Source organism: Taklimakanibacter deserti (assembly GCA_003574785.1).
This window is the reverse complement of the sequence record QORU01000008.1, coordinates 339510-358353: the sequence shown is the minus strand read 5'-3', so window position 1 is coordinate 358353 and position 18844 is coordinate 339510. Positions and strand designations below refer to the sequence as shown.

The 18844-nt window shown below is 61.9% G+C and carries 19 protein-coding genes; 6 read left to right on the top strand and 13 right to left on the bottom strand.

Annotation, left to right across the window (positions count from 1 at the left end; genetic code table 11):
• Positions 1-13: 13 nt before the first annotated feature.
• The gene (locus tag DS839_RS19040) at positions 14-1351 is read right to left on the bottom strand and encodes a dihydroorotase (protein ID WP_119272026.1); all 1338 of its coding nucleotides are present in this window, start codon (positions 1349-1351) and stop codon (positions 14-16) included.
• Positions 1352-1413: 62 nt separating this feature from the next.
• Here DS839_RS19040 and ygfZ point away from each other — a divergent pair, with 62 nt between their 5' ends.
• Genes ygfZ through DS839_RS19020 form a run of 4 tightly spaced genes read left to right on the top strand, consistent with a single transcriptional unit; the run spans position 1414 to position 4002 of the window.
• The gene (gene ygfZ / locus DS839_RS19035; protein ID WP_162918661.1) at positions 1414-2262 is read left to right on the top strand and encodes a CAF17-like 4Fe-4S cluster assembly/insertion protein YgfZ; all 849 of its coding nucleotides are present in this window, start codon (positions 1414-1416) and stop codon (positions 2260-2262) included.
• Positions 2259-2882 (top strand): DNA-3-methyladenine glycosylase I, encoded by a 624-nt coding sequence (locus tag DS839_RS19030; RefSeq protein WP_119272024.1) that lies wholly within the window; start codon positions 2259-2261, stop codon positions 2880-2882. Before ygfZ ends, DS839_RS19030 begins: the two co-directional genes overlap by 4 nt.
• Positions 2882-3484, top strand: coding sequence for a YfbR-like 5'-deoxynucleotidase (locus tag DS839_RS19025; protein WP_119272023.1), 603 nt, complete (start codon positions 2882-2884; stop codon positions 3482-3484). Before DS839_RS19030 ends, DS839_RS19025 begins: the two co-directional genes overlap by 1 nt.
• A gap of 5 nt (positions 3485-3489) precedes the next feature.
• Positions 3490-4002, top strand: coding sequence for a tyrosine phosphatase family protein (locus tag DS839_RS19020; protein ID WP_368911729.1), 513 nt, complete (start codon positions 3490-3492; stop codon positions 4000-4002).
• Positions 4003-4382: 380 nt separating this feature from the next.
• On the opposite strand, the gene DS839_RS19015 is transcribed toward DS839_RS19020, so the two are convergent.
• Positions 4383-5240: a branched-chain amino acid aminotransferase gene (locus DS839_RS19015; protein ID WP_119272021.1), complete on the bottom strand. Its 858-nt coding sequence runs from the start codon at positions 5238-5240 to the stop codon at positions 4383-4385.
• A 150-nt stretch (positions 5241-5390) separates the two neighbouring features.
• Here DS839_RS19015 and DS839_RS19010 point away from each other — a divergent pair, with 150 nt between their 5' ends.
• On the top strand, positions 5391-6242 hold the full coding sequence (locus tag DS839_RS19010) for a DUF3108 domain-containing protein (RefSeq protein ID WP_162918660.1): 852 nt from the start codon (positions 5391-5393) through the stop codon (positions 6240-6242).
• A gap of 3 nt (positions 6243-6245) precedes the next feature.
• On the opposite strand, the gene DS839_RS19005 is transcribed toward DS839_RS19010, so the two are convergent.
• The 11 genes from DS839_RS19005 to DS839_RS18955 all read right to left on the bottom strand — a co-directional run bounded on the left by DS839_RS19005 (position 6246) and on the right by DS839_RS18955 (position 18406).
• Complete coding sequence (locus tag DS839_RS19005) at positions 6246-6923, bottom strand: hypothetical protein (protein WP_162918659.1); 678 nt, start codon at positions 6921-6923, stop codon at positions 6246-6248.
• Between the two features lie 179 nt (positions 6924-7102).
• Positions 7103-7915 carry a cell wall hydrolase gene (locus DS839_RS19000; RefSeq protein ID WP_119272018.1) on the bottom strand — a complete coding sequence of 271 codons (813 nt, stop codon included), beginning with the start codon at positions 7913-7915 and terminating at the stop codon, positions 7103-7105.
• Between the two features lie 241 nt (positions 7916-8156).
• Positions 8157-10769 carry a pyruvate, phosphate dikinase gene (gene ppdK, locus DS839_RS18995; protein ID WP_368911740.1) on the bottom strand — a complete coding sequence of 871 codons (2613 nt, stop codon included), beginning with the start codon at positions 10767-10769 and terminating at the stop codon, positions 8157-8159.
• Positions 10770-10964: 195 nt separating this feature from the next.
• Positions 10965-12122, bottom strand: a complete 1158-nt coding sequence (locus DS839_RS18990) for a sulfotransferase family protein (protein ID WP_162918658.1) — start codon at positions 12120-12122, stop codon at positions 10965-10967.
• Between the two features lie 133 nt (positions 12123-12255).
• Positions 12256-14421 carry a glycine--tRNA ligase subunit beta gene (gene glyS / locus DS839_RS18985; protein ID WP_119272015.1) on the bottom strand — a complete coding sequence of 722 codons (2166 nt, stop codon included), beginning with the start codon at positions 14419-14421 and terminating at the stop codon, positions 12256-12258.
• Positions 14414-14806 (bottom strand): SMI1/KNR4 family protein, encoded by a 393-nt coding sequence (locus DS839_RS18980; RefSeq protein WP_119272014.1) that lies wholly within the window; start codon positions 14804-14806, stop codon positions 14414-14416. The genes glyS and DS839_RS18980 overlap by 8 nt, the downstream gene beginning before the upstream one ends.
• Before the next feature lie 33 nt (positions 14807-14839).
• Positions 14840-15079 carry a CDGSH iron-sulfur domain-containing protein gene (locus tag DS839_RS18975; RefSeq protein ID WP_119272013.1) on the bottom strand — a complete coding sequence of 80 codons (240 nt, stop codon included), beginning with the start codon at positions 15077-15079 and terminating at the stop codon, positions 14840-14842.
• 28 nt (positions 15080-15107) lie between these two features.
• Positions 15108-16016: a glycine--tRNA ligase subunit alpha gene (locus DS839_RS18970; RefSeq protein WP_119272012.1), complete on the bottom strand. Its 909-nt coding sequence runs from the start codon at positions 16014-16016 to the stop codon at positions 15108-15110.
• 68 nt (positions 16017-16084) lie between these two features.
• Entirely contained in the window at positions 16085-17197 is a 1113-nt protein-coding gene (locus DS839_RS18965; RefSeq protein ID WP_119272011.1) for a trypsin-like serine peptidase, read from the bottom strand.
• Between the two features lie 153 nt (positions 17198-17350).
• Positions 17351-17530, bottom strand: a complete 180-nt coding sequence (locus DS839_RS18960) for a hypothetical protein (RefSeq protein ID WP_119272010.1) — start codon at positions 17528-17530, stop codon at positions 17351-17353.
• 36 nt (positions 17531-17566) lie between these two features.
• Positions 17567-18406: a S49 family peptidase gene (locus tag DS839_RS18955; protein ID WP_119272009.1), complete on the bottom strand. Its 840-nt coding sequence runs from the start codon at positions 18404-18406 to the stop codon at positions 17567-17569.
• A 150-nt stretch (positions 18407-18556) separates the two neighbouring features.
• Here DS839_RS18955 and DS839_RS18950 point away from each other — a divergent pair, with 150 nt between their 5' ends.
• A complete protein-coding gene (locus tag DS839_RS18950; RefSeq protein ID WP_119272008.1) occupies positions 18557-18841 on the top strand; it encodes a hypothetical protein in 285 nt (94 codons plus the stop codon).
• The last annotated feature ends 3 nt before the right edge of the window (positions 18842-18844 follow it).

Below are 18844 nucleotides of genomic sequence, written 5' to 3'. Positions count from 1 at the left end.
CCTTATCCAAAGGTTATACAGAGGGGAGTGCTTCCATGAAAGCGATGGGTTGGCCCTGGGCCGGCCCCAATATCTCGCCTTCCCACATCACGCGCCGTCCACGGATGATTGTTCCCTTGGGCCAGCCCTGAACCTCGACGCCGTCATAGGGCGTCCAGCCGGCCCGGCTCTCCATCCATCGATTGGTGATGCGCTGGCGCTGCTTCAGATCGACGATGGTGAAATCGGCGTCATAACCCTCGGCGATCCGGCCCTTGCCGGCAATGCCGAAAATGCGGCCCGGACCATGGCTCGTCAGATCGACGAAACGCTCGAGCGTGAGACGGCCCTTGTTCACGTGGTCGAGCATGATCGGCACCAGCGTCTGGACCCCGGTCATGCCGGAGGGCGATTCGGGGTAAGGTTTTTCCTTCTCGGTCAGCGTATGGGGCGCATGATCGGAGCCCAGCACATCGACGATGCCGGAGAGCAGCGCCCGCCAGATCGCCTCCTGATGATGCCGGTCGCGCACCGGTGGGTTCATTTGCGCCTTGGTGCCGAGCTTCTCATAGGCCTCGGGTCCCACGAGGGTGAGATGATTGGGCGTCACCTCGACGGTCGCCAAGTCCTTATTGGCGGCGAGCAGCGGCATCTCGTCCGCCGTCGAGACATGCAGCACATGGACGCGCTTGCCATGCCGGCGCGCGAGCTTCAGCAGGCGCTCGGTGCACAGACGTGCGGCTTCGGCATCGCGCCAGACCGGGTGGCTCGCGGCGTCGCCGGCGCGCTGCTCGTTCTTGCGCGCCCGCAAGCGGAACTCGTCTTCGCTGTGGAAGGCGGCGCGGCGCTTCACCTGCGACAGGATGAGATCGATCCCGGCATCGTCATCGACCAGGAGATCGCCCGTGGAAGAGCCCATGAACACCTTCGTCCCGGCACAGCCCGGCAGGCGCTCGAGCTCGGGGAGGAACCGCGCATTCTCGCGCGTGCCGCCCATATAGAAGGCGAAGTCGCAGAACATCCGATTGGTGGCGCGTGCGATCTTGTCGGCCAGGGCCTCGGCCGATGTGGTGAGGGGCTTGGTGTTCGGCATCTCGAAGACGCCGGTGACACCGCCCGCCACCGCGGCGCGGCTCCCGGTTTCGAGATCTTCCTTGTGCTCAGCCCCGGGCTCGCGGAAATGGACCTGGCTGTCGATGACCCCGGGCAGGATATGGAGTCCGCTGCAATCGATGGTCGTCCCGGCCGCTTCCGCCGGAAAACTGCCCAGGCCCGCGATCCGCGCCGCTCTGACGGCCACGTCCCGGACCGCCACGCCGTCGTGGTTGGCGACAGTTCCGCCTTTCAAAACAAGATCATAGGTGGCGGGCATCACGGCTCCTTGAATAGAACGGTGAGCATTCGTAGATGTTGAGCCCCGGAGGTGCAATATCCATGCAACGCCTGCCCTTTGCCACCCAGAGGCTTCCTTCCCGTGCCGTCATCTCGGTTGCGGGTGAAGGGGCGAAGGAGTTCCTGCAGAACCTGGTGACCGCCGATATCGATACGCTCGAGCCGGGCCAGGCGACCTATTCGGCGCTCCTCCAGCCGCAGGGCAAGATCCTGTTCGATTTCTTCATCCTGGCCGAGAACGGGCGCTATGCGATCGACTGCTCCAAGGCGCAAAAGGCCGATCTCCTCAAGCGCCTCAGCTTCTACAAATTGCGCGCCAAGGTCAGCTTGAGCGACAGCGACGAGGACGTGGGCATCGCCCCCGTGAAGCCTGCCAATGGCCTCTCCTATACCGACCCGCGCGCGGCTCAACTGGGCGCCCGCCTCATTGCCCGCAAAGGCGATCTGCCCCAAGGCGATGCGGAAGCCTATCGCGGCGGGCGCATCAGGCTCGGCATCGCCGACACCGACGAGGATATCGGCTCGGGCGAATTATTCCCGCATGAGGCCAATCTCGACCAGCTGGGCGCCGTCAGCTTCAAGAAAGGCTGCTTCATCGGCCAAGAGGTCGTCTCGCGCATGGAGCATCGCGGCACGGCGCGCAACCGCATCGTGCCCGTCTACAGTCCCAAGGGTAGCGCGGCCAAAGGCAGCGTCGTCACAGCGGACGGCAAGACCATCGGCACCGTGCTTTCCTCCTCCGACAGGGACGCCCTCGCTCTGATCCGGCTCGACCGGCTGAAGGACGCGGTCGGGGCGCAAGAGGGACTGCTGACAGAAGCGGGGCCCATCTATGTTAGAAAGCCGGGCTGGGCGCGATTCGACGTCGCCCTGCCGAAAGACGACGAATGACCAAAGCCAATGACTCCGTGATCAAGCATGAAGACGGCATCAGCCGGTGCTTCTGGTGTGGAACCGATCCGGTCTATATGGCCTATCACGATGATGAATGGGGCGTGCCCGAATATGACTCGCGCGCGCTGTTCGAAAAGCTCCTGCTCGACGGTTTCCAGGCCGGTCTCTCCTGGATCACGATCCTGCGCAAGCGCGACGCGTTCCGGAAAGCCTTCGACGGCTTCGATCCCGAAATCATGGCGCGCTACCAGCCCCGTAAGCTGCAGAGCCTCATGAAGAACGAAGGCATCGTGCGCAACCGGCTCAAGATCGAGGCCAGCGTCAGCAATGCGCAAGCCTATCTCAAGCTCTCGGAGCATCAGGACTTCTCGACCTATCTGTGGAATTTCGTCGGCGACAAGCCGCTGCAGAACCGCTTCCGCGCTGCCAAGGACGTGCCGGCGGCCACGCCTCTGGCCGAAACGATCGCCAAGGACCTGAAGAAGCGCGGCTTCCGCTTCTGCGGTCCCACCATCGTCTATGCCGTGATGCAGGCCTGCGGGTTCGTCGACGATCATATGGTCACCTGCCACCGCCATGGCGCGTTCCGGGACAGCCGGCGGCCGAAATCGAAATAATGGCAAGACGCCGGACAGAGGAACCGCGCGCCTGGCAGCGCATGCTGTCGGGCCGCAGGCTCGATCTGCTCAATCCCTCGCCGCTCGACATCGAGATCGAGGACATCGCCCATGGGTTGGCGCGCGTGGCGCGCTGGAACGGCCAGACCAAGGGTCCGCATGCCTTCTCGGTGGCGCAGCATTGCCTCCTGGTCGAGGCGCTGGTCGTCTATGCCGAGGACAATCTCGATCGCCAGGCAAGGCTCGCCGCCCTCCTCCATGATGCGCCGGAATATGTGATCGGCGACATGATATCGCCGTTCAAGGCGGCCCTCGGCGTCGATTACAAAGCCTTCGAGAACAAGCTGCTCGCCGCCATTCATCTGCGGTTTGGCCTGCCGCCCAAGACCACTGAGCTCCTGGCCAGGAAAATCAAGAAGGCCGATCAGATCGCCGCCTATCTCGAAGCGACCCAGCTCGCGGGCTTTAGCCTGGAGGAGGCGGCAAGATTCTTCGGCCGCCCCTCAGGGCTCGACGGTACCAAGAGCTTCCATGCGCTGCGCCCCCTTGCGCCCAATGACGCGGAAGCGGCATATGTGCGCAAATTCAAGCAACTTCTTTAGGTATCATGGAAATCATCGTCAGCCCGCTCGCCGCCGTACAGCTTCTGGTCAGCAAGCACAAGGTCAGCCACGTCGTGAGCCTGCTCGGCCCCGAGACGCCGCATCGCAGCTTCTCCGGCATCACCGATGCCAACCATCTCAAGCTCACTTTTCACGACATCCTCGCGCCGTCCGAAGGCCTGACCGCGCCCGCGTCCGATCATGTCGAGACGCTCATCGCCTTCCTGAAAGCGCGCCAGGGCGAAGATCCGATGCTCATCCATTGCTGGGCCGGCATCAGCCGCTCGACGGCGTCGGCCTTCACCGCGATGTGCCTCTATAATCCGCAAGTCGATGAATGGCGGCTCGCCCAGCAATTGCGCTCGCTCTCGCATGTGGCGACCCCCAACCGGCGCATCGTCGCCTTCGCCGACGACATCATGGGCCGGCAAGGCCGCATGGTGGACGCGATCGACGCCATCGGGCGCGGCGAAGAGGCCTATGAGGGCGTCATCTTCCAGTGGAAGATGACGCTATGACATGCGACCAAGCTTCCGAGGCAGCCAAGGCTTCAATACGGCTCAGCGAAACTCAACAGATAGAAATGCGCCGCAGGATTGAGGCGCCCGAACCCTTCATTCCAGACCACGAGATGCAGGCGTTTTTCCGTAAGCTTGCGGGATGATCGTCCGCTAACGGGGAGGGCTATCGCAAAATGGAATTTGTAAGACCCCTCCCATCATTTCCCTTCTCCCGTTGCGAAGCAATGGGAGAAGGTGCGCAAAGCGCGGATGAGGGCTCTTTCGCGCAGCGCGCTCTAATCTCAACGAATATGACTTACTGAGACAAAGAGCCCTCACCCGCCCTATCGGGCACCCTCTCCCATTGCTTCGCAACGGGAGAGGGGGAGCTGGCTCCTTCAGCCGCCATGCGCGAATTCCCAATAGAGCTCGCGCGCTTTCTTGAAGAGCGGGCCGGGCTGCAGATCACGCGTCTCGATGCGAGTGACGGGAATGACCTTGCCATAGTTGCCGGTGGAAAATACCTCATCGGCCGCGAGCACATCGCGCCAGGGGACGGCGCGCTCATGCACCGTGACGCCCGCCTTGCGCAGGAGCTTGATGACACGCTGGCGGGTGATGCCGTTCAACAACGTGCCATTGGGGATCGGCGTGTGCACCTCCCCGTCCTTGGCATGGAAGAGATTGGACGTGGAGAATTCGGACACGTTGCCCACGGCATCGAGCAATACCGCATTGTCGAAACCCCTACCTTGCGCTTCGCGTATGGCGCGAGCGGAATTGGCATAGTGGCAGGCCGCTTTGGCATCGGTCGGCGCATATTCGTAAGACGGCCGGCGGAAGGATGAGAGGCCGGCGGAGAAGCCCTTGGTCGACGGCATGGCCGATTCATGGACCGAGATCGAGTAGCGTGTCTCGATCGGTCCCGCATCGAGGAAGTTCGTCTCCGCCCAGAACATGGGGCGCAGATAGAGGGGGGTATTCTTGGGGAACTTGCCGATGCCGTCGCGCACCAGTTCTTCGATGGCGCCCGCCTTCAGGGGTTCCAAGCCGAAGGCCAAGGCTGAACGCTCGCAACGCTGGCAATGGAGATCGAGGTCTGGGGTCACGCCCTCGAAGGCGCGCGCACCGTCAAATATGGCGGAACCTAGCCAGGATGCATCGCTCCACGGCCCCATGATGGGAGGATTGCCCTGATGCCATTTGCCGTCGAGATAGGTCCACCATTTGCTGTCGTCATATTGCGAAATCGCCATGTTTTTCTCCCATTGCCGACAAGCTTAGGCAAATCGGGTGTAAAAGACAAAGCGGCAAAATCAAGAAATCGGCATCCCGGACATGCACCAAAATCTTGTCACAGAGTTAGCCGATGGAGCTAATGGGACATCAATCACTGGATGGCATCAATGTTGAACAGACCGGCCGTTTCGCCGAACAGGATGAAAGTTGCGTGCCTGGCGCTGGCAATCACGGCGTTCGCCCTGCCGGGCAAGCTCGGCGCGGCATCGCAGAACCAGATCGCGATCTCCTATGAGGTCGAGGTCGGCAGCATGTCGGCGATGCACATTGCCTACAAGGCCACACTTTCCGACACGGCCTATCAGTCGACAGCCTCGATCAAGACCAAGGGCCTGGCGAGCATGTTCTCGGACTACCAGATGGACATGACCTCGTCCGGCGCCTTCGACGGCGAGGGCCTCAAGCCACAGCATTACCGTTCAAAAGCGGACAAGAAGAATGCGGAAAAGGTCCTCGAAGTGAGCTGGCCGAGCGAAGATCCTCCGGCCGTCAAGACCACTCCCAGGGACAAGGAGGACGAGGCCCTGCTGGCACCGGCACTCACCACCGGGCTCGTCGATCCCCTGTCCATGCTGCTGCGCATGACGGCACTGCAGGCGGGCAAGCCCTGCCAGAGCGTCGAAAGAGTGGTCGACGGGCGGGAAGTGTATGAGCTCCGCTTCGCTCTCGCCGGCGAAGTGAAGCTCGGCAAAGACAGCCCGGGCGCCTATCGCGGCCCCGCCTTCAAATGCAGCATGACCTACACGCCGGTCGGCGGCCGGCCGGCCGTCAAGTACAAGAAGAGAGGCGGCGTGCCGTCCAAATTCGACATCTGGTTCGCGCCGGTCAAGTCCGGTGCTTCCGATGAAGCGCTGTTCGTGCCGGTGCTGGCGACCGGCAGGCTGCAAGGGCTCCGCTTCATCGCCTATGCGCGCAAGGCGAGCATCGGCGGGCAGTCGATTGCCGGCAGCGCGGATTAAATCCTATTGGAAATGCACGCGAAGGCCGGTCGTGACGAAGGTCGACCCGCCCGATGCGCCATCGAAGAGGCCAAAAACACCGGAGCGGTGATGGAGTTGGACCAGCCACTCGACATTCTTGTCGTCGGGATCGGCAAAGGTGATCTCGGGCGTCAGATAGTGCATCAGCTGTGAACTCTGGCCGTCGCTCCGGCCTTTTTCAAATTCCGACGTATGGGTGATGTAGCTGACGCCCGTGTTGGCCGCGATCGTCGTATAGATCGTGTCGTTCCACGGAAATCCGTCATAGCGAAGGTAAATCGCGCCCCAGAACTCGCCCATCTCTTCATCGCCGCATTCATCGCCGCATTCATCGCCGAAGCGGTATGCGGCGCCTGTTTCCAGGTCGATGGAAAAATCATCGCCGATGCTGCCGAGATCCCAGCCAGTCAGCTCGTTCACCGTTCCGACCCGAGCGGACACAGCAGCACCCACGATACCCAGATCGACAAAATGTATCGTCCAGGGCTGGGTCAAGGCCGAAAAAAAGTCGGTGTCCGTTCCCTTGCCGGCAAAGACGGTGAAGGCATAAGGATCGCTCTTCTCACCGGCGAGCACCGGCGTCGTGAAGCAGAGGAGCGCCATCGCACCGCCCAGCGCAGTGAGAAAGCCCGTGGACCCGCTTTTGCAGCCTTCCGCCAATCGAATCATCCCCGCCCCAAATCTCAGCCAGCCTCCGGGAACGAGACGGTTCTGAATCGACCCCTTCCCCGAGGCTAAGTCTCCCATGGTATTGCGCCAGGGACAAGGGGCCTAGAGGCCAATGCTGAATGGATTTTTCGTCAATTCAGGGGGCGGGGCGATGCCCTCGGGGCGGTCGACTAGCTGTCGGAATAGAAAATGTGGCGGCCGATCTTGATGAGCTTGCGCATTTCCTTGGCCCAGCGCGGGCGCACATAATCGGCATGGTAGTTGGTGGCCGCGCCGATGACGCGAATGGTCTGGTCGCCGTCGATGGCCTTCTGGGCGACGCGCTTGGAGTTTTCCCAGGCCGCCTTGTTCTTCACTTCGTCGGCGACGCCGTCGCAAGCGAAGGAGAATTGGCAGGAATTGCGCCGATCGGAGCCCTGATAGACGACGCCGCAGATCGTCTTGGGGAAGTTCGGGTCTTTGACGCGATTGAGAACGACTTTCGCCACCGCGAGCTGGCCCAGCTCCGATTCGGAGCGCGCCTCGAAATAAACGGCCTTGGCGAGGCAGTTCTCCTCAGCCATACGGATGCGGCGCTGGGCGACGACCTTCTGCTTCTCGTTGCGCTTGAGCTTGAAGGTCGATTCCATCTTCCACACCGGCGGCGTCAAAGCGAGACGCTTCTCGATCTTTTCCGGCTCGTGCTTCACCACCGCTTCCGGCGCTTCCGGCACGTCGGGCTCAGGCTCGATATAGTCGCCCTTGCTGGTCGAAACGACTTCCTGCTCGCGGATGATCGGCAGATTGACGAGATCAAGGGTCGCATCGCTCGGCATCAGCGAACCCTTCTGGATCAAGGTCGATACCGGCGAGGATGTCGCCACTTGCGGCTCTTCTTCGACGAGGCTGTGAGCTACGGCATTGCGGCCCATATAGTGGCCGGCAAAGGCAAAGCTCGCGATCAGCATGGCGCCGCCAAAAGCATAGGGCACGTAGCTCAGCATGCCATTACGCTCAGGCTGCAGCGGCTCGTCAAAATCAGGCTCGAAAGCCCTATGCCCTCGCTTCGCTGGTCTCACTTCCCCTCGCGCTACCGTCTAAACCCTTAAAGCTTCCCGAACAGGCGGTAGTATGATCTCCGAGCGTTTAGCATAGGTTAACCATGGCGGCAACACAAAGCCGCCCATAATCAGCCGCTAAATGCTCTAGGGTTAACAAGGCCTTAGAGGACTGCCTTGCCTTAATTCAGCCACGATTTGCGAGGGCGGCTTGAGCCGCGGCAAGCCGCGCGATGGGCACCCTGAAGGGTGAGCAGGAAACGTAATCGAGGCCCACTTTCTCGCAGAATCTGATGGATGCCGGATCGCCGCCATGCTCGCCGCAAATGCCGAGCTTGATTTCGGGCCTCGTCTTGCGTCCCCGCTCTGCCGCGATCTGCACCAGTTCGCCGACACCTTCCGTGTCGAGCGACACGAATGGATCCGTCTTGATGACGCCCTTGGCCGTGTATTCACCAAGAAATCGGGCCGAATCATCGCGGCTGATGCCGAAAGTGGTCTGGGTCAGGTCGTTGGTGCCGAAGGAGAAGAACTCGGCCGTCTCGGCGATGTCGCCGGCCCGCAAGGCGGCGCGCGGCAGTTCGATCATGGTGCCGACGAGATAATCGAGCTTGGCGCCCGTCTCCTTCTGGACCTCTTGCGCCACGGCGACGATACGATCGCCGACGATGTCGAGCTCAGACTTGGTGGCGACGAGCGGCACCATGACCTCCGGGATCGGCGGTGTGCCGGTCCGCCGCGCTACCTCGGCCGCGGCCTCGAAAATGGCGCGCGCCTGCATCTCGGCAATCTCGGGGTAAGAAACCGCGAGCCTGACGCCACGATGGCCCAGCATCGGGTTGAACTCATGCAGCTCCGCCACCCGGCTGCGCAGCGAATCGGCGCTGACGCCGATGGCGGTTGCGACCTCGGCGATCTCGGCCTCATTCTGCGGCAGGAATTCATGCAAGGGCGGATCGAGGAGCCGGATCGTCACCGGCAGCCCGGCCATGATCTCGAACAATTCGATGAAATCCTCGCGCTGCATCGGCAGGATCTTGGCGAGTGCTGAGCGCCTGCCCTTCTCGCTCGAAGCCAGGATCATCTCGCGCATCGCGACGATGCGGTCGGCCTCGAAGAACATGTGCTCGGTACGGCAGAGGCCGATGCCCTCGGCGCCGAATTCGCGCGCGGCTCTCGCATCGAGCGGCGTCTCGGCATTGGTGCGCACCTTCATGCGGCGCGCCTTGTCGGCCCATTGCATGATGATGGCGAAGTCGCCGGAGAGCTCGGGCTTGATGGTGGGGACGGCGCCCTTCATCACCTGCCCGCTCGAACCGTCAATGGTGACGACGTCGCCCTTCTTGAGGGTGACCCCCATCGCGGTCAGTGTCGCTCGGGCGTAGTCGACGCGGATACTGCCGGCGCCCGACACGCAAGGCTTGCCCATGCCGCGCGCCACGACCGCGGCATGGGACGTCATGCCGCCCCGCGTGGTGAGGATGCCTTCCGCCGCATGCATGCCGTGGATGTCTTCCGGGCTCGTCTCGACCCTGACCAGGATGACGGTGCGCCCCTCGCCCTTCAGCCTTTCGGCCTCGTCTGAATCGAAGACGATCTCGCCCGAGGCGGCACCGGGCGATGCCGGCAGGCCCTGGCCGATGATCTCGCGCTTGGCCGAAGGGTCGAGTGTGGGATGCAGGAGCTGATCGAGGGATGCCGGGTCGATGCGCTTCACCGCCTCCTCCTCGCTGATCAGGCCCTCATTGGCGAGATCGACGGCGATCTTGAGCGCCGCCTTGGCGGTGCGCTTGCCGGAACGCGTCTGCAGCATCCACAGCCTGCCGTCCTGGATGGTGAATTCCAGGTCCTGCATGTCGCGATAGTGCTTTTCGAGACGCGCGAAAGTATCGGCCAGCTGGACGAAGGTTTCGGGCATCAGCCTCTCGAGCGAGGGCGCCTTGGAGCCCGCCTCGACGCGCGCGGCCTCGGTGATGTTCTGCGGCGTGCGGATGCCGGCCACGACATCCTCGCCCTGGGCATTGACCAGGAACTCGCCATAGAGCTCATGCACACCCGTCGAGGGGTTGCGCGTGAAGGCGACGCCGGTCGCCGACGTGTCGCCGAGATTGCCGAACACCATGGCCTGCACATTGACGGCAGTGCCCCACTCCTCGGGGATATTGTGAAGCTTGCGATAGGTCTTGGCGCGCGCCGACATCCACGACTGGAAGACGGCGCCGATGGCGCCCCAGAGCTGCTCTTTCACGTCCTGCGGAAAGGGTTTCCCCGTCGCCTTCTCGACGCAGGTCTTGTATTGGGCGATGACCTTCGTCCAGTCCTCGGCGGTGAGATCGGTATCGAGGCCGAACGCCTTCCCATCCTTGTATTCGCCGAGAATGTCCTCGAACTGATGATGCTCGACGCCCAGCACGACATCCGAGTACATATGGATGAAGCGGCGATAGCTGTCATAGGCGAAGCGGCGGTCCTTGGCGCGCGAGGCCAAGCCCTCGACGGTCGCGTCATTGAGGCCGAGATTGAGAACGGTGTCCATCATGCCGGGCATGGACGCACGGGCGCCGGAGCGCACGGAAACGAGAAGCGGATTTTTGGCGTCGCCGAAGGCCGCGCCGACGATGCGGCCCACTTCGGCCATGGCGGCGTCGACATCACCGGTGAGCGCTGCGGGATAGGTGCTGCCGTTCTTGTAGTAGCCGGTGCAGACTTCGGTGGTGATGGTGAAGCCGGGCGGGACCGGCAGACCGAGATTGGCCATTTCGGCAAGATTGGCGCCCTTGCCGCCGAGCAGGTTTCGCATTCCCGCATCGCCATCGGCCTTGCCTTCGCCAAAGCGGTAAACGAGTTTCCCATTCGCTTGCTGATTCACCCTCAAAGCTCCTCCTGGACAGGATCGGTTGGTTCAGTAGCGAGCGCCGCTCATGAGCCGCACTAGCCATATTGCAGTTGCGAAATCAACTGTGCATTTGCGGCGGGAATGCCGCAGCATCACAACTCAGCCGTAATGGGCGAGGTTCCGGCGGAGCCCTTCCGCTGTCTGAGCGTAATCCGAGGGCGAATAAAGGTGGCGGCCATGCTTGTCCTTGGGGTTGTTGGCAATGAACTCCTGGAAGCGCCTTGCGAGCCCGCTTTCGATCGCAAGCCCCAGGCGCTCACAGACGCGCCGAGCCACTTCGAGGGGCTGGCGCGTCAGGGTCTCATAGTCCACCTCCAGAATGTGACCGCGCCATGTCGCATATGCCGATAGGTAACGTCCGGTTTCTGCCGCATAGAACGCCAGGTTCGACTGGCCGAGCGCCGCACGGTCGCTCGCGCGCGAGGTCACCTTGTGCACCCCGTCAAGGAGGCTGTTGAGGCTGGTGAGAGCCACCACGGGATCGCGCCGGCAGACGACGATGAGGGCCTCAGGGACAGCGGCGAGAAGCTCGGCGACGCCGCCCAGATGGTCCGGCGCCTTGAGGAGCAGGCGCCTTTCCTGGTCGCGGCGCTGCAGGAGGCAAAGAATGTCGCGATATTCGCGGTATTTCTGACGGCGGTCGGCGGTGCTGAGCCAGGCGAGATAGGAATGCACCGGCGCCAATGTCCAAGGCAGCACGGTGCGGAACGAGATCGCCAGAGCGAACATGCATTCTTCCGGCTCCTCGCCGCGGGTGAAGTGCCTGGCATCGAGCCCACGATTGAAAAGCCGCATCACCGCCAGCTCGCATTTGAGACGCAGGTCAAGCCATCGCCGCCGCCAGTCCGAGCCCCTGGGCACCGGTTCGAGAAGCTCGTTCAGAACGGGCGCACGCATCGCCGGATCGGCGGCGAGCAGGCGATGGAGGAAGGTCGTGCCGCTCCTCGGCATGCCGGTGATGATGACAGGCGGCATAAGCCTGCCTTTGAATATCTGGGGCTCCGTCCGTCGCAGATGCTGGATCATGAGGCGCTGCTCAACGGCGGTGGCGATGCTCCGCCCGAGCAACATGCGGCCGATGAAGGTGAGTTGGGCCTCGCGCCGCAAGCTGCGCAGGAGAATGCGTAAACCGGTGCGATAATAGGGATCGCCGAAATCCGCCAATCCGGTCGAGCGGCGCGCTGCGGCGCAGAACTTTTCGAGGCAGCCTAGTGTGGTGGATTTGACATTCGCCCCAGTGTTTCGGTTTGCGTTCATGGCGAATGTCAAATCCAAGACCACACTAGAATCCTAGATTTGCTAGTATCCCTTTGATCCTGACATTCGCAACATGCCGGCCGTGAACTGGAGCGAATGTCAGGATCAGGACACTAGCGCGCCGCCTCGCCATCTACCCCTCGATCTTGGAGAAGTCGGCGACCTCGCGGGTCGCGGCGCGAATGCGGTTCAGGAGCTTGAGCCGGTTCTCGCGGAAGGAGGGATCATCGGCATTGACGGTCACCTTGTCGAAGAAAGCGTCGACCGGAGCCCTGAGCTTGGCAATGGCGCGCATCGCGCCTTCGAAATCTTCGGCGTTCACCGATTGGCGCGCCCGGGCCGCCGCGGCATTGACCGCCGTGTTGAGCTCGCGCTCCTCGCCCTGGATGAGGATGTTGGTGTTGACATTGCCGTCATAGGAACGGCCGTCCTTCTTCTCCTCGATCTTGAGGATGTTGGTGGCGCGCTTGACGCCGGTCAGGAGATGGTCGCCATCCTCGGTGTCGAGGAACTTCGACAACGCCTCGACACGCTTGACGATCATCAGCAGATCATCCTGACCACCCAAAGCGAAGACCGCGTCGATCAGATCATAGCGGGCACCTTGGTCGCGCAAATAGACCTTCAGACGATCGGCGAAGAAGGAGAGGAGGTCATCTGCACGCGTATCTATGTCCTGCCCAGTAGCAGGGTCCCGGCGAGATACCTTCACCTTGACTTCACCGCCTGTGAGTATGGCGATGGAGGGATCAGTCGACTTAACAATGTCTTCCGGTTTCCTTCGAGGATGAATCCTATCCATCGCTGACGATGCAATCGGCAGAAACCTAAGGCGTAGTTGCTGCTCAAGAATGATCCGCACACATCCTAGGGCAGCTCGTCTGAGCGCATATGGATCCTTTGAGCCTGTCGGTTTCTCGTCAATCACCCAAAAGCCAGCGAGCGTATCGAGCTTGTCAGCGAGCGCCGCCGCAACGCCTATTCTTGAAGCAGGAAGTGAATCCGACGGACCTTGTGGCTTGTAGTGGTCTCGGATCGCATCGGCAACCTCCTCATCCACGTGTTGCGCCTGCGCATAGTAGCTGCCCATCAGGCCCTGCAATTCGGGAAATTCGCCGACCATGCCAGTGACGAGATCAGCCTTGGCGAGACGAGCCGCGAGCATGGCCTTGTTCTGATCCGCACCGATTGTTTTGGCGATCTCGCCGGCTAGCGTCTCGATGCGCTTCACCCTTTCGCCTTGCGTGCCAAGCTTGGCATGGAAGGTGATCTGGTCGAGCTTGGGCAAGAGCTTCTCGAGCGGCGTCTTCTTGTCGTGCTCCCAGAAGAATTTCGCATCCGAGAGGCGCGCCGCGATGACCTTGTTGTTGCCCTCTGTGATCTTAAGGCCGCCATCGCTGGCGATCATGTTGGAGACGAGCAGATAGCGGTTGGCGAGCTTGGCCGTCTTGCCGTCTTTCAGCGCGAAGCATTTCTGATGTTGCTTGATCGAGGTGACGATCACTTCCGGCGGCACTTCGAGGAAGCTCTCGTCGAACGAGCCCATCAGCACCACCGGCCATTCGACAAGCCCCGCGGTCTCCTTGAGCAGCGCCTCGTCCTCGATCACTTCGAGGCCTTGCGCGAAGCTCAAATTCTTCGCTTCCACGCGGATGAGCTCGGTGCGGCGGGCGGCATCGACCACCACTTTCGCGTCAAAAAGCTTCTGCGCATAGTCTTCGAAGCGGCGCGCGGTGATCTCTTGAGGCGCGAGGAAACGATGGCCCCTTGTGACGGCGCTGCTCGCGAGGCCTCCGATCTCGAAAGGCACGACCTCGCCGTCGAAGCAGCACAGGATCGACTGCAAGGGCCTGACCCAGCGCAGGTCGCCCGAGCCCCAGCGCATGGATTTGGGCCAGGGGAATTTGCGGATCACATCGGGCACGATCTCGGCGACCACATCGGGCGTGGCCCGCCCCGGCTTGCTGATCCGGGCGATATAGAACTTGCCCTTCTTGTCGTCCTGTTGGGTGAGGTCGGAAAGCTCGAGGCCGGTCGATTTGAGAAAACCTTGGATTGCCTGCTCCGGCGCGTCGATGCGGGGGCCTTTACGCTCCTCCGTCACATCCTTCGTGCGCGCGGCCAGGCCTTCGACCGAGAGCACCAGCCGGCGCGGCGTCGCATGCGCCTGCGCGCCCTCATAGACGAGGCCCAGATCGACCAGCGCATTGGTGACGAGCGATTTCAGATCCTCGGCCGCCTTGGCTTGCATGCGCGCCGGGATTTCCTCGGAAAAAAGCTCGAGTAGAAGCTCAGGCATCAACTTCCTCAAAATCGCTCTTCGGATAATTCACGTCGGCAATATCAAGCTTGCCGGTCTCGTGGTTCCAAAAATAAACATCACTTTTGCCAGCAAGGAGTACGAGGCAATCTCCACTGCCATTACCAGCAATAGCAACAGCTTCCGATGGGAACGCAGGAAAGTCCCGGAAGGAGTCAGTCTCACGCAAGATATGATTGGCCGAACGGGCAATATGCTTGCGGCTGCTCTGATCCAATACCGGAAATGCCTCCCAATTTTCGCAACTCGCTTCGATCGAAAATCCATTCGAGCGGAGCAGCATGCGCTTCCATGGCAATGGTAACGCGAAGCGACCACTATGCTCTGCCTCCGCGATATGACTTTCGCTCGTCGGCAAGCCCATCAGCTGCTCCCTCGTCTCAGGCTCGATCGAGCTTCACAACGTCTTATGCGTGCCGTCGCAGAAGGGCTGGCCGTTGGTGTGCTTGCAGGCGCAGAAGAACTTGCGGCCTGAAGCCTCGGCCGTCCATTTGACGGGCGAGAATTCGCTGCCCTTGTGGCTGCCGTCGCAGAAAGGCTGGTTCTTGGAACGCCCACAGGCGCACCACCAGTAATCCTTGCCCGCTTCGACCACGACCGGGATCGGCGCCTTCTGGACGATATTGGGTACCGACATCGCGTGTCCTCCCTCGTTGCCATCGCGATCATTGAGCACCTCCGCCCGCGGTCCTGGCCCAGGCCTCGCAGCAGCCCTTGGCCAATTCGCGCACGCGCAGGATATAGGCTTGGCGCTCGGTGACCGAGATCACGCCTCGCGCGTCGAGCAGATTGAAGACATGACTCGCCTTGATGCATTGGTCATAGGCGGGCAGCGCCAGTTCATGGCGGTTGCCCTTGTCGCCCGCCTTCAGCAGAGCCAGGCACTCCTTCTCCGCATCCTTGAAATGCTGGAGCAGGATGTCGGTGTCGGCATATTCGAAATTGTAGCGTGAGAACTCCTGCTCGGCCTGCAGGAACACATCGCCATAGGTGATGCGCTTCGCCCCGTCCGCGCCGTTGAAGTTGAGATCATAGACATTGTCGACGCCCTGCACATACATCGCCAGGCGTTCGAGACCATAAGTGAGCTCGCCCGAGACCGGCGCGCAGTCGAGGCCGCCGACCTGCTGGAAATAGGTATATTGCGAGACCTCCATGCCGTCGCACCACACTTCCCAGCCGAGACCCCAGGCGCCGAGCGTCGGGCTCTCCCAATCATCCTCGACGAAACGGATGTCATGCAGTTGGGGCTCGATGCCGATGGCATAGAGGGAGCCGAGATAGAGCTCCTGCAGGTCGGGCGGCGATGGCTTGATGATCACCTGGTACTGATAATAGTGCTGCAGGCGATTGGGGTTCTCGCCATAGCGGCCGTCCTTGGGCCTCCGCGAAGGCTGCACATAGGCGGCAGCCCAGGGCTTGGGACCCACCGAACGCAAGGTCGTGGCGGGATGGAAAGTGCCCGCCCCCACTTCCATGTCATAGGGCTGCAGGATGACGCAGCCCTTGCTGCCCCAATACTGATGCAGCGTGAGGATGAGGTCCTGGAAGGATTTGCGTGGGTTTAAAGACATTTGCGCCCGCAAAGCATGAACTGTTGCGGGCGCAAACTATGGGTCCGGACCCTATGGGTCAAGAAGTCTTACGGCTTCTTGGGCGCCTGGGATTCCTCTTCCTCGTCGGCCTGGGTGTCGTCGGGATCGACCTCATCGCCAGGGGTGTCCTCATCGCCCTGGGTGTCGTCGCCCGCGACTTCGCCACCGTCTTCGGCAGCCTTCATCCAGGCCTGCAGCGTGTAGAAGGTTTCCTCGTTGATGCGCTGGCCCCAGAGATCGGCGCCTTTGAGCGGACCGCCATGGATGGCGACGACCATCGGGCCGCTGGACCCTTTGTCGACCATCCAGATCGCCGCTCCCGCCATGCCTTCGAGCGGCTTCTTCAGCGGACAATTATAGGCGATGAATGCCTTGTCGGCGGCCTTCACCGGGCACGTGGTCTCCCACATGGTGAAATCGGGCACGCCCGCCGGATAGCCGGTCATGGCCGGACCCTTCGGGAATTGCGGAACGTGGCCATAGCCGAACCAGCCGTTCTGATCGCCGACATCGCTCTGCAATTCGACGAGGCCGAAGGCCAGCTCCCAATTGCCCTCTTCGGCAAAGCCCTTGGTCACCCAGGCATTCTTCCACTGCACGCCGTCAAAGGGACGGCTGTTGCCATTGATGCCGGGATAGAAATCGAGATTCTGGTCCCACTGCTTGGTCTCGAGATTATAGATGCAATAGGCGGCGGTGAGCACGAAGCGCTTGCCGATCAAGGTGCCGGAGCAGCCATTGGAAAGCAGACCCACGGCCGTATAGGGATATTGCGTCGTGTCCTTGATCGCAACGAGCTTGCCGGGCTTCGGCGCCTCCTGGATGGCGGCGGCGCCCTGGCCCTTCAGGATCATGCCGCGCAGGCGACCCGGCACCTTCATCGAACGGCTCTTGCCGTCGCGGCTCATCGAAAGACCGGTCAGCGCATCGAGCTTGCCCGCGGGGGTGAGCTTTTCCGGCGCCTTGCGGGTGGGATTGGCGGCAGCGGGCTTCGCCGTGGGTCCCTTGCCGTCGCTCGGTTTGGCCGCACCCGCGTCCACGGACGGCCATTGGCCGCGCTGGACCGCGGCCTTCTCGGCGGAAGCGGACCCGGCGAGAAGTGTCGCGACGATGAGCGAACTGGTGAAAGCAAGGGAAGTGATCGATAAGGATCGAATCATTAGCCGTCCTTGGGTTGTTGTTAGATTGCAGCCGTTTGTTCAAACGACATTACAATCTAGCCATGTTCCCATGACGAAAACTAGACCTCGCGGCAATATTTTGTAGGCGGAAAAGTGCTCGTGGCCGGGCATGACTCGGCCATCCAGCGGCGCTTAAGCTTCCGGATAGTAGATGCCGGTCCTGGGATCCTGCCGGAGACGGGTCACGGCGCGCGGATCGACCGGGCGCCTGGCCGCGACACGAGCCTTGGCGGCGTTAAGCCCATCCATGAGCTGCTTAATGGCGGCGGCCGTCAGGATACCGGCTACGGCAATCGTCAGGGCTTTCAACATGAAATGGTCCTCTCCGTCACAAGCACGCTCAAGGCATCATAAACCGAAACGTCCCCATAGTGCACGTATTTCCATGGCATCAATGAGGCCTGAGACCGGATCGGCTTCCATGCCGAAGCCCAGCCGGCGCAATCCCCAGCCTTGCGGCTTGGCTATCACCTTGAATTCAGTCTTTTCTCCGAAACGGGCGCGCATAATGTCGCGCAAATGACCGATCCCGTCGATGAGCCCGAGCGCCAGCGCCTGGCGGCCCGACCAGAAGGCGCCGGAGAAAAGCTCAGCCTCCTCACCCCGCAACTTGCCGTTGCGGCGGCTGCGTACCAACGCCTTGAAGTCCTCATGCACGTCGCGCTGCAGGCTTTTCAGGCGCTCGACATCCTCAGGCTTTTCGGGCTGGAACGGGTCGAGGATCGCCTTCGATTCACCCGCGGTGTGCACGCGCCGCTCGACGCCCAGCTTCTTGATCGCCTCGACAAAGCCGAAGCCCGCGGCGATGACGCCGATCGAGCCCACGATGGAGCTCGAATCGGCATAGATCTCGTCGCCGGCGCAAGCGAGCCAATAGCCGCCCGAGGCAGCGACATCCTCACAAAAGGTGAAGACCGGGATTTTCTTCTCCTCCGCCAGGGCGCGTATGCGGGCATGGATCAGGGCCGACTGGACCGCAGCACCTCCCGGCGAATTGATGACCAGGGCGACCGCCGAAATGCCCTTGCGGGCGAAAGCGCGCTCGAGCGTCGGGGCGAGGCCCTCCATGGTCAAGGGCGGCTTGAAGGGCGTGCCGACGCCGATGGTGCCGGTGAGGCGCACGACATGGACAAGCGGGGTCGTCTTGCGCCAGCGGCGGGGGATCAGGCGCTCGAGGAGATTGGGCATGGGGCACACATAGGCATCCGGGCGAGAGCGGGCAAGGACCGCCGCGCTTTGTGAGTTTCCGCACCGACGGCTTGGCCGGCACCTTCTAGATATCCTTCGTGGGGTTCGAAAACCGGCCGTTCATAGCCGGAACAGCCACAGGAGGACATCATGGCCACGCATGTCGAGCATGGCACGATCCGTCAGGCCGGCTCGCCTCTGTTCACCCACCTCGCCGCCGCACTACGGGCAAAAGTCAAGGCATGGCGCGCCCAGCGCATCGAGCGCGCGCAAACCGAGGCGCTGAAAGCGCTGGACCCTGAGGTCCTGGACGATATGGGCGTCAGCTTCGGGAAAGACGACAAGGCGCCTTTCTTCCTGCCCGTGGTGAACCCTTATGCGATCGTCGTGACCGCGCTCATGACATCGCGGCCTACGGACCGTCCCGAGTTGTAGAGC

Excerpts from the sequence above, each read along its gene's own strand:
- ygfZ (WP_162918661.1), top strand. The coding sequence starts at position 1,414 with ATGCAACGCCTGCCCTTTGCCACCCAGAGGCTTCCTTCCCGTGCCGTC.
- DS839_RS19020 (WP_368911729.1), top strand. The coding sequence starts at position 3,490 with ATGGAAATCATCGTCAGCCCGCTCGCCGCCGTACAGCTTCTGGTCAGC.
- DS839_RS19025 (WP_119272023.1), top strand. The coding sequence starts at position 2,882 with ATGGCAAGACGCCGGACAGAGGAACCGCGCGCCTGGCAGCGCATGCTG.
- DS839_RS18950 (WP_119272008.1), top strand. The coding sequence starts at position 18,557 with ATGGCCACGCATGTCGAGCATGGCACGATCCGTCAGGCCGGCTCGCCT.
- glyS (WP_119272015.1), bottom strand. The coding sequence starts at position 14,421 with ATGCCTGAGCTTCTACTCGAGCTTTTTTCCGAGGAAATCCCGGCGCGC.
- DS839_RS19030 (WP_119272024.1), top strand. The coding sequence starts at position 2,259 with ATGACCAAAGCCAATGACTCCGTGATCAAGCATGAAGACGGCATCAGC.
- DS839_RS19040 (WP_119272026.1), bottom strand. The coding sequence starts at position 1,351 with ATGCCCGCCACCTATGATCTTGTTTTGAAAGGCGGAACTGTCGCCAAC.
- DS839_RS19000 (WP_119272018.1), bottom strand. The coding sequence starts at position 7,915 with ATGCTGAGCTACGTGCCCTATGCTTTTGGCGGCGCCATGCTGATCGCG.
- DS839_RS18975 (WP_119272013.1), bottom strand. The coding sequence starts at position 15,079 with ATGTCGGTACCCAATATCGTCCAGAAGGCGCCGATCCCGGTCGTGGTC.
- DS839_RS18955 (WP_119272009.1), bottom strand. The coding sequence starts at position 18,406 with ATGCCCAATCTCCTCGAGCGCCTGATCCCCCGCCGCTGGCGCAAGACG.
- DS839_RS18970 (WP_119272012.1), bottom strand. The coding sequence starts at position 16,016 with ATGTCTTTAAACCCACGCAAATCCTTCCAGGACCTCATCCTCACGCTG.
- DS839_RS19010 (WP_162918660.1), top strand. The coding sequence starts at position 5,391 with ATGTTGAACAGACCGGCCGTTTCGCCGAACAGGATGAAAGTTGCGTGC.
- DS839_RS18980 (WP_119272014.1), bottom strand. The coding sequence starts at position 14,806 with ATGGGCTTGCCGACGAGCGAAAGTCATATCGCGGAGGCAGAGCATAGT.
- DS839_RS18965 (WP_119272011.1), bottom strand. The coding sequence starts at position 17,197 with ATGATTCGATCCTTATCGATCACTTCCCTTGCTTTCACCAGTTCGCTC.
- DS839_RS18990 (WP_162918658.1), bottom strand. The coding sequence starts at position 12,122 with ATGAACGCAAACCGAAACACTGGGGCGAATGTCAAATCCACCACACTA.
- ppdK (WP_368911740.1), bottom strand. The coding sequence starts at position 10,769 with ATGCGAAACCTGCTCGGCGGCAAGGGCGCCAATCTTGCCGAAATGGCC.
- DS839_RS19015 (WP_119272021.1), bottom strand. The coding sequence starts at position 5,240 with ATGGCGATTTCGCAATATGACGACAGCAAATGGTGGACCTATCTCGAC.
- DS839_RS18960 (WP_119272010.1), bottom strand. The coding sequence starts at position 17,530 with ATGTTGAAAGCCCTGACGATTGCCGTAGCCGGTATCCTGACGGCCGCC.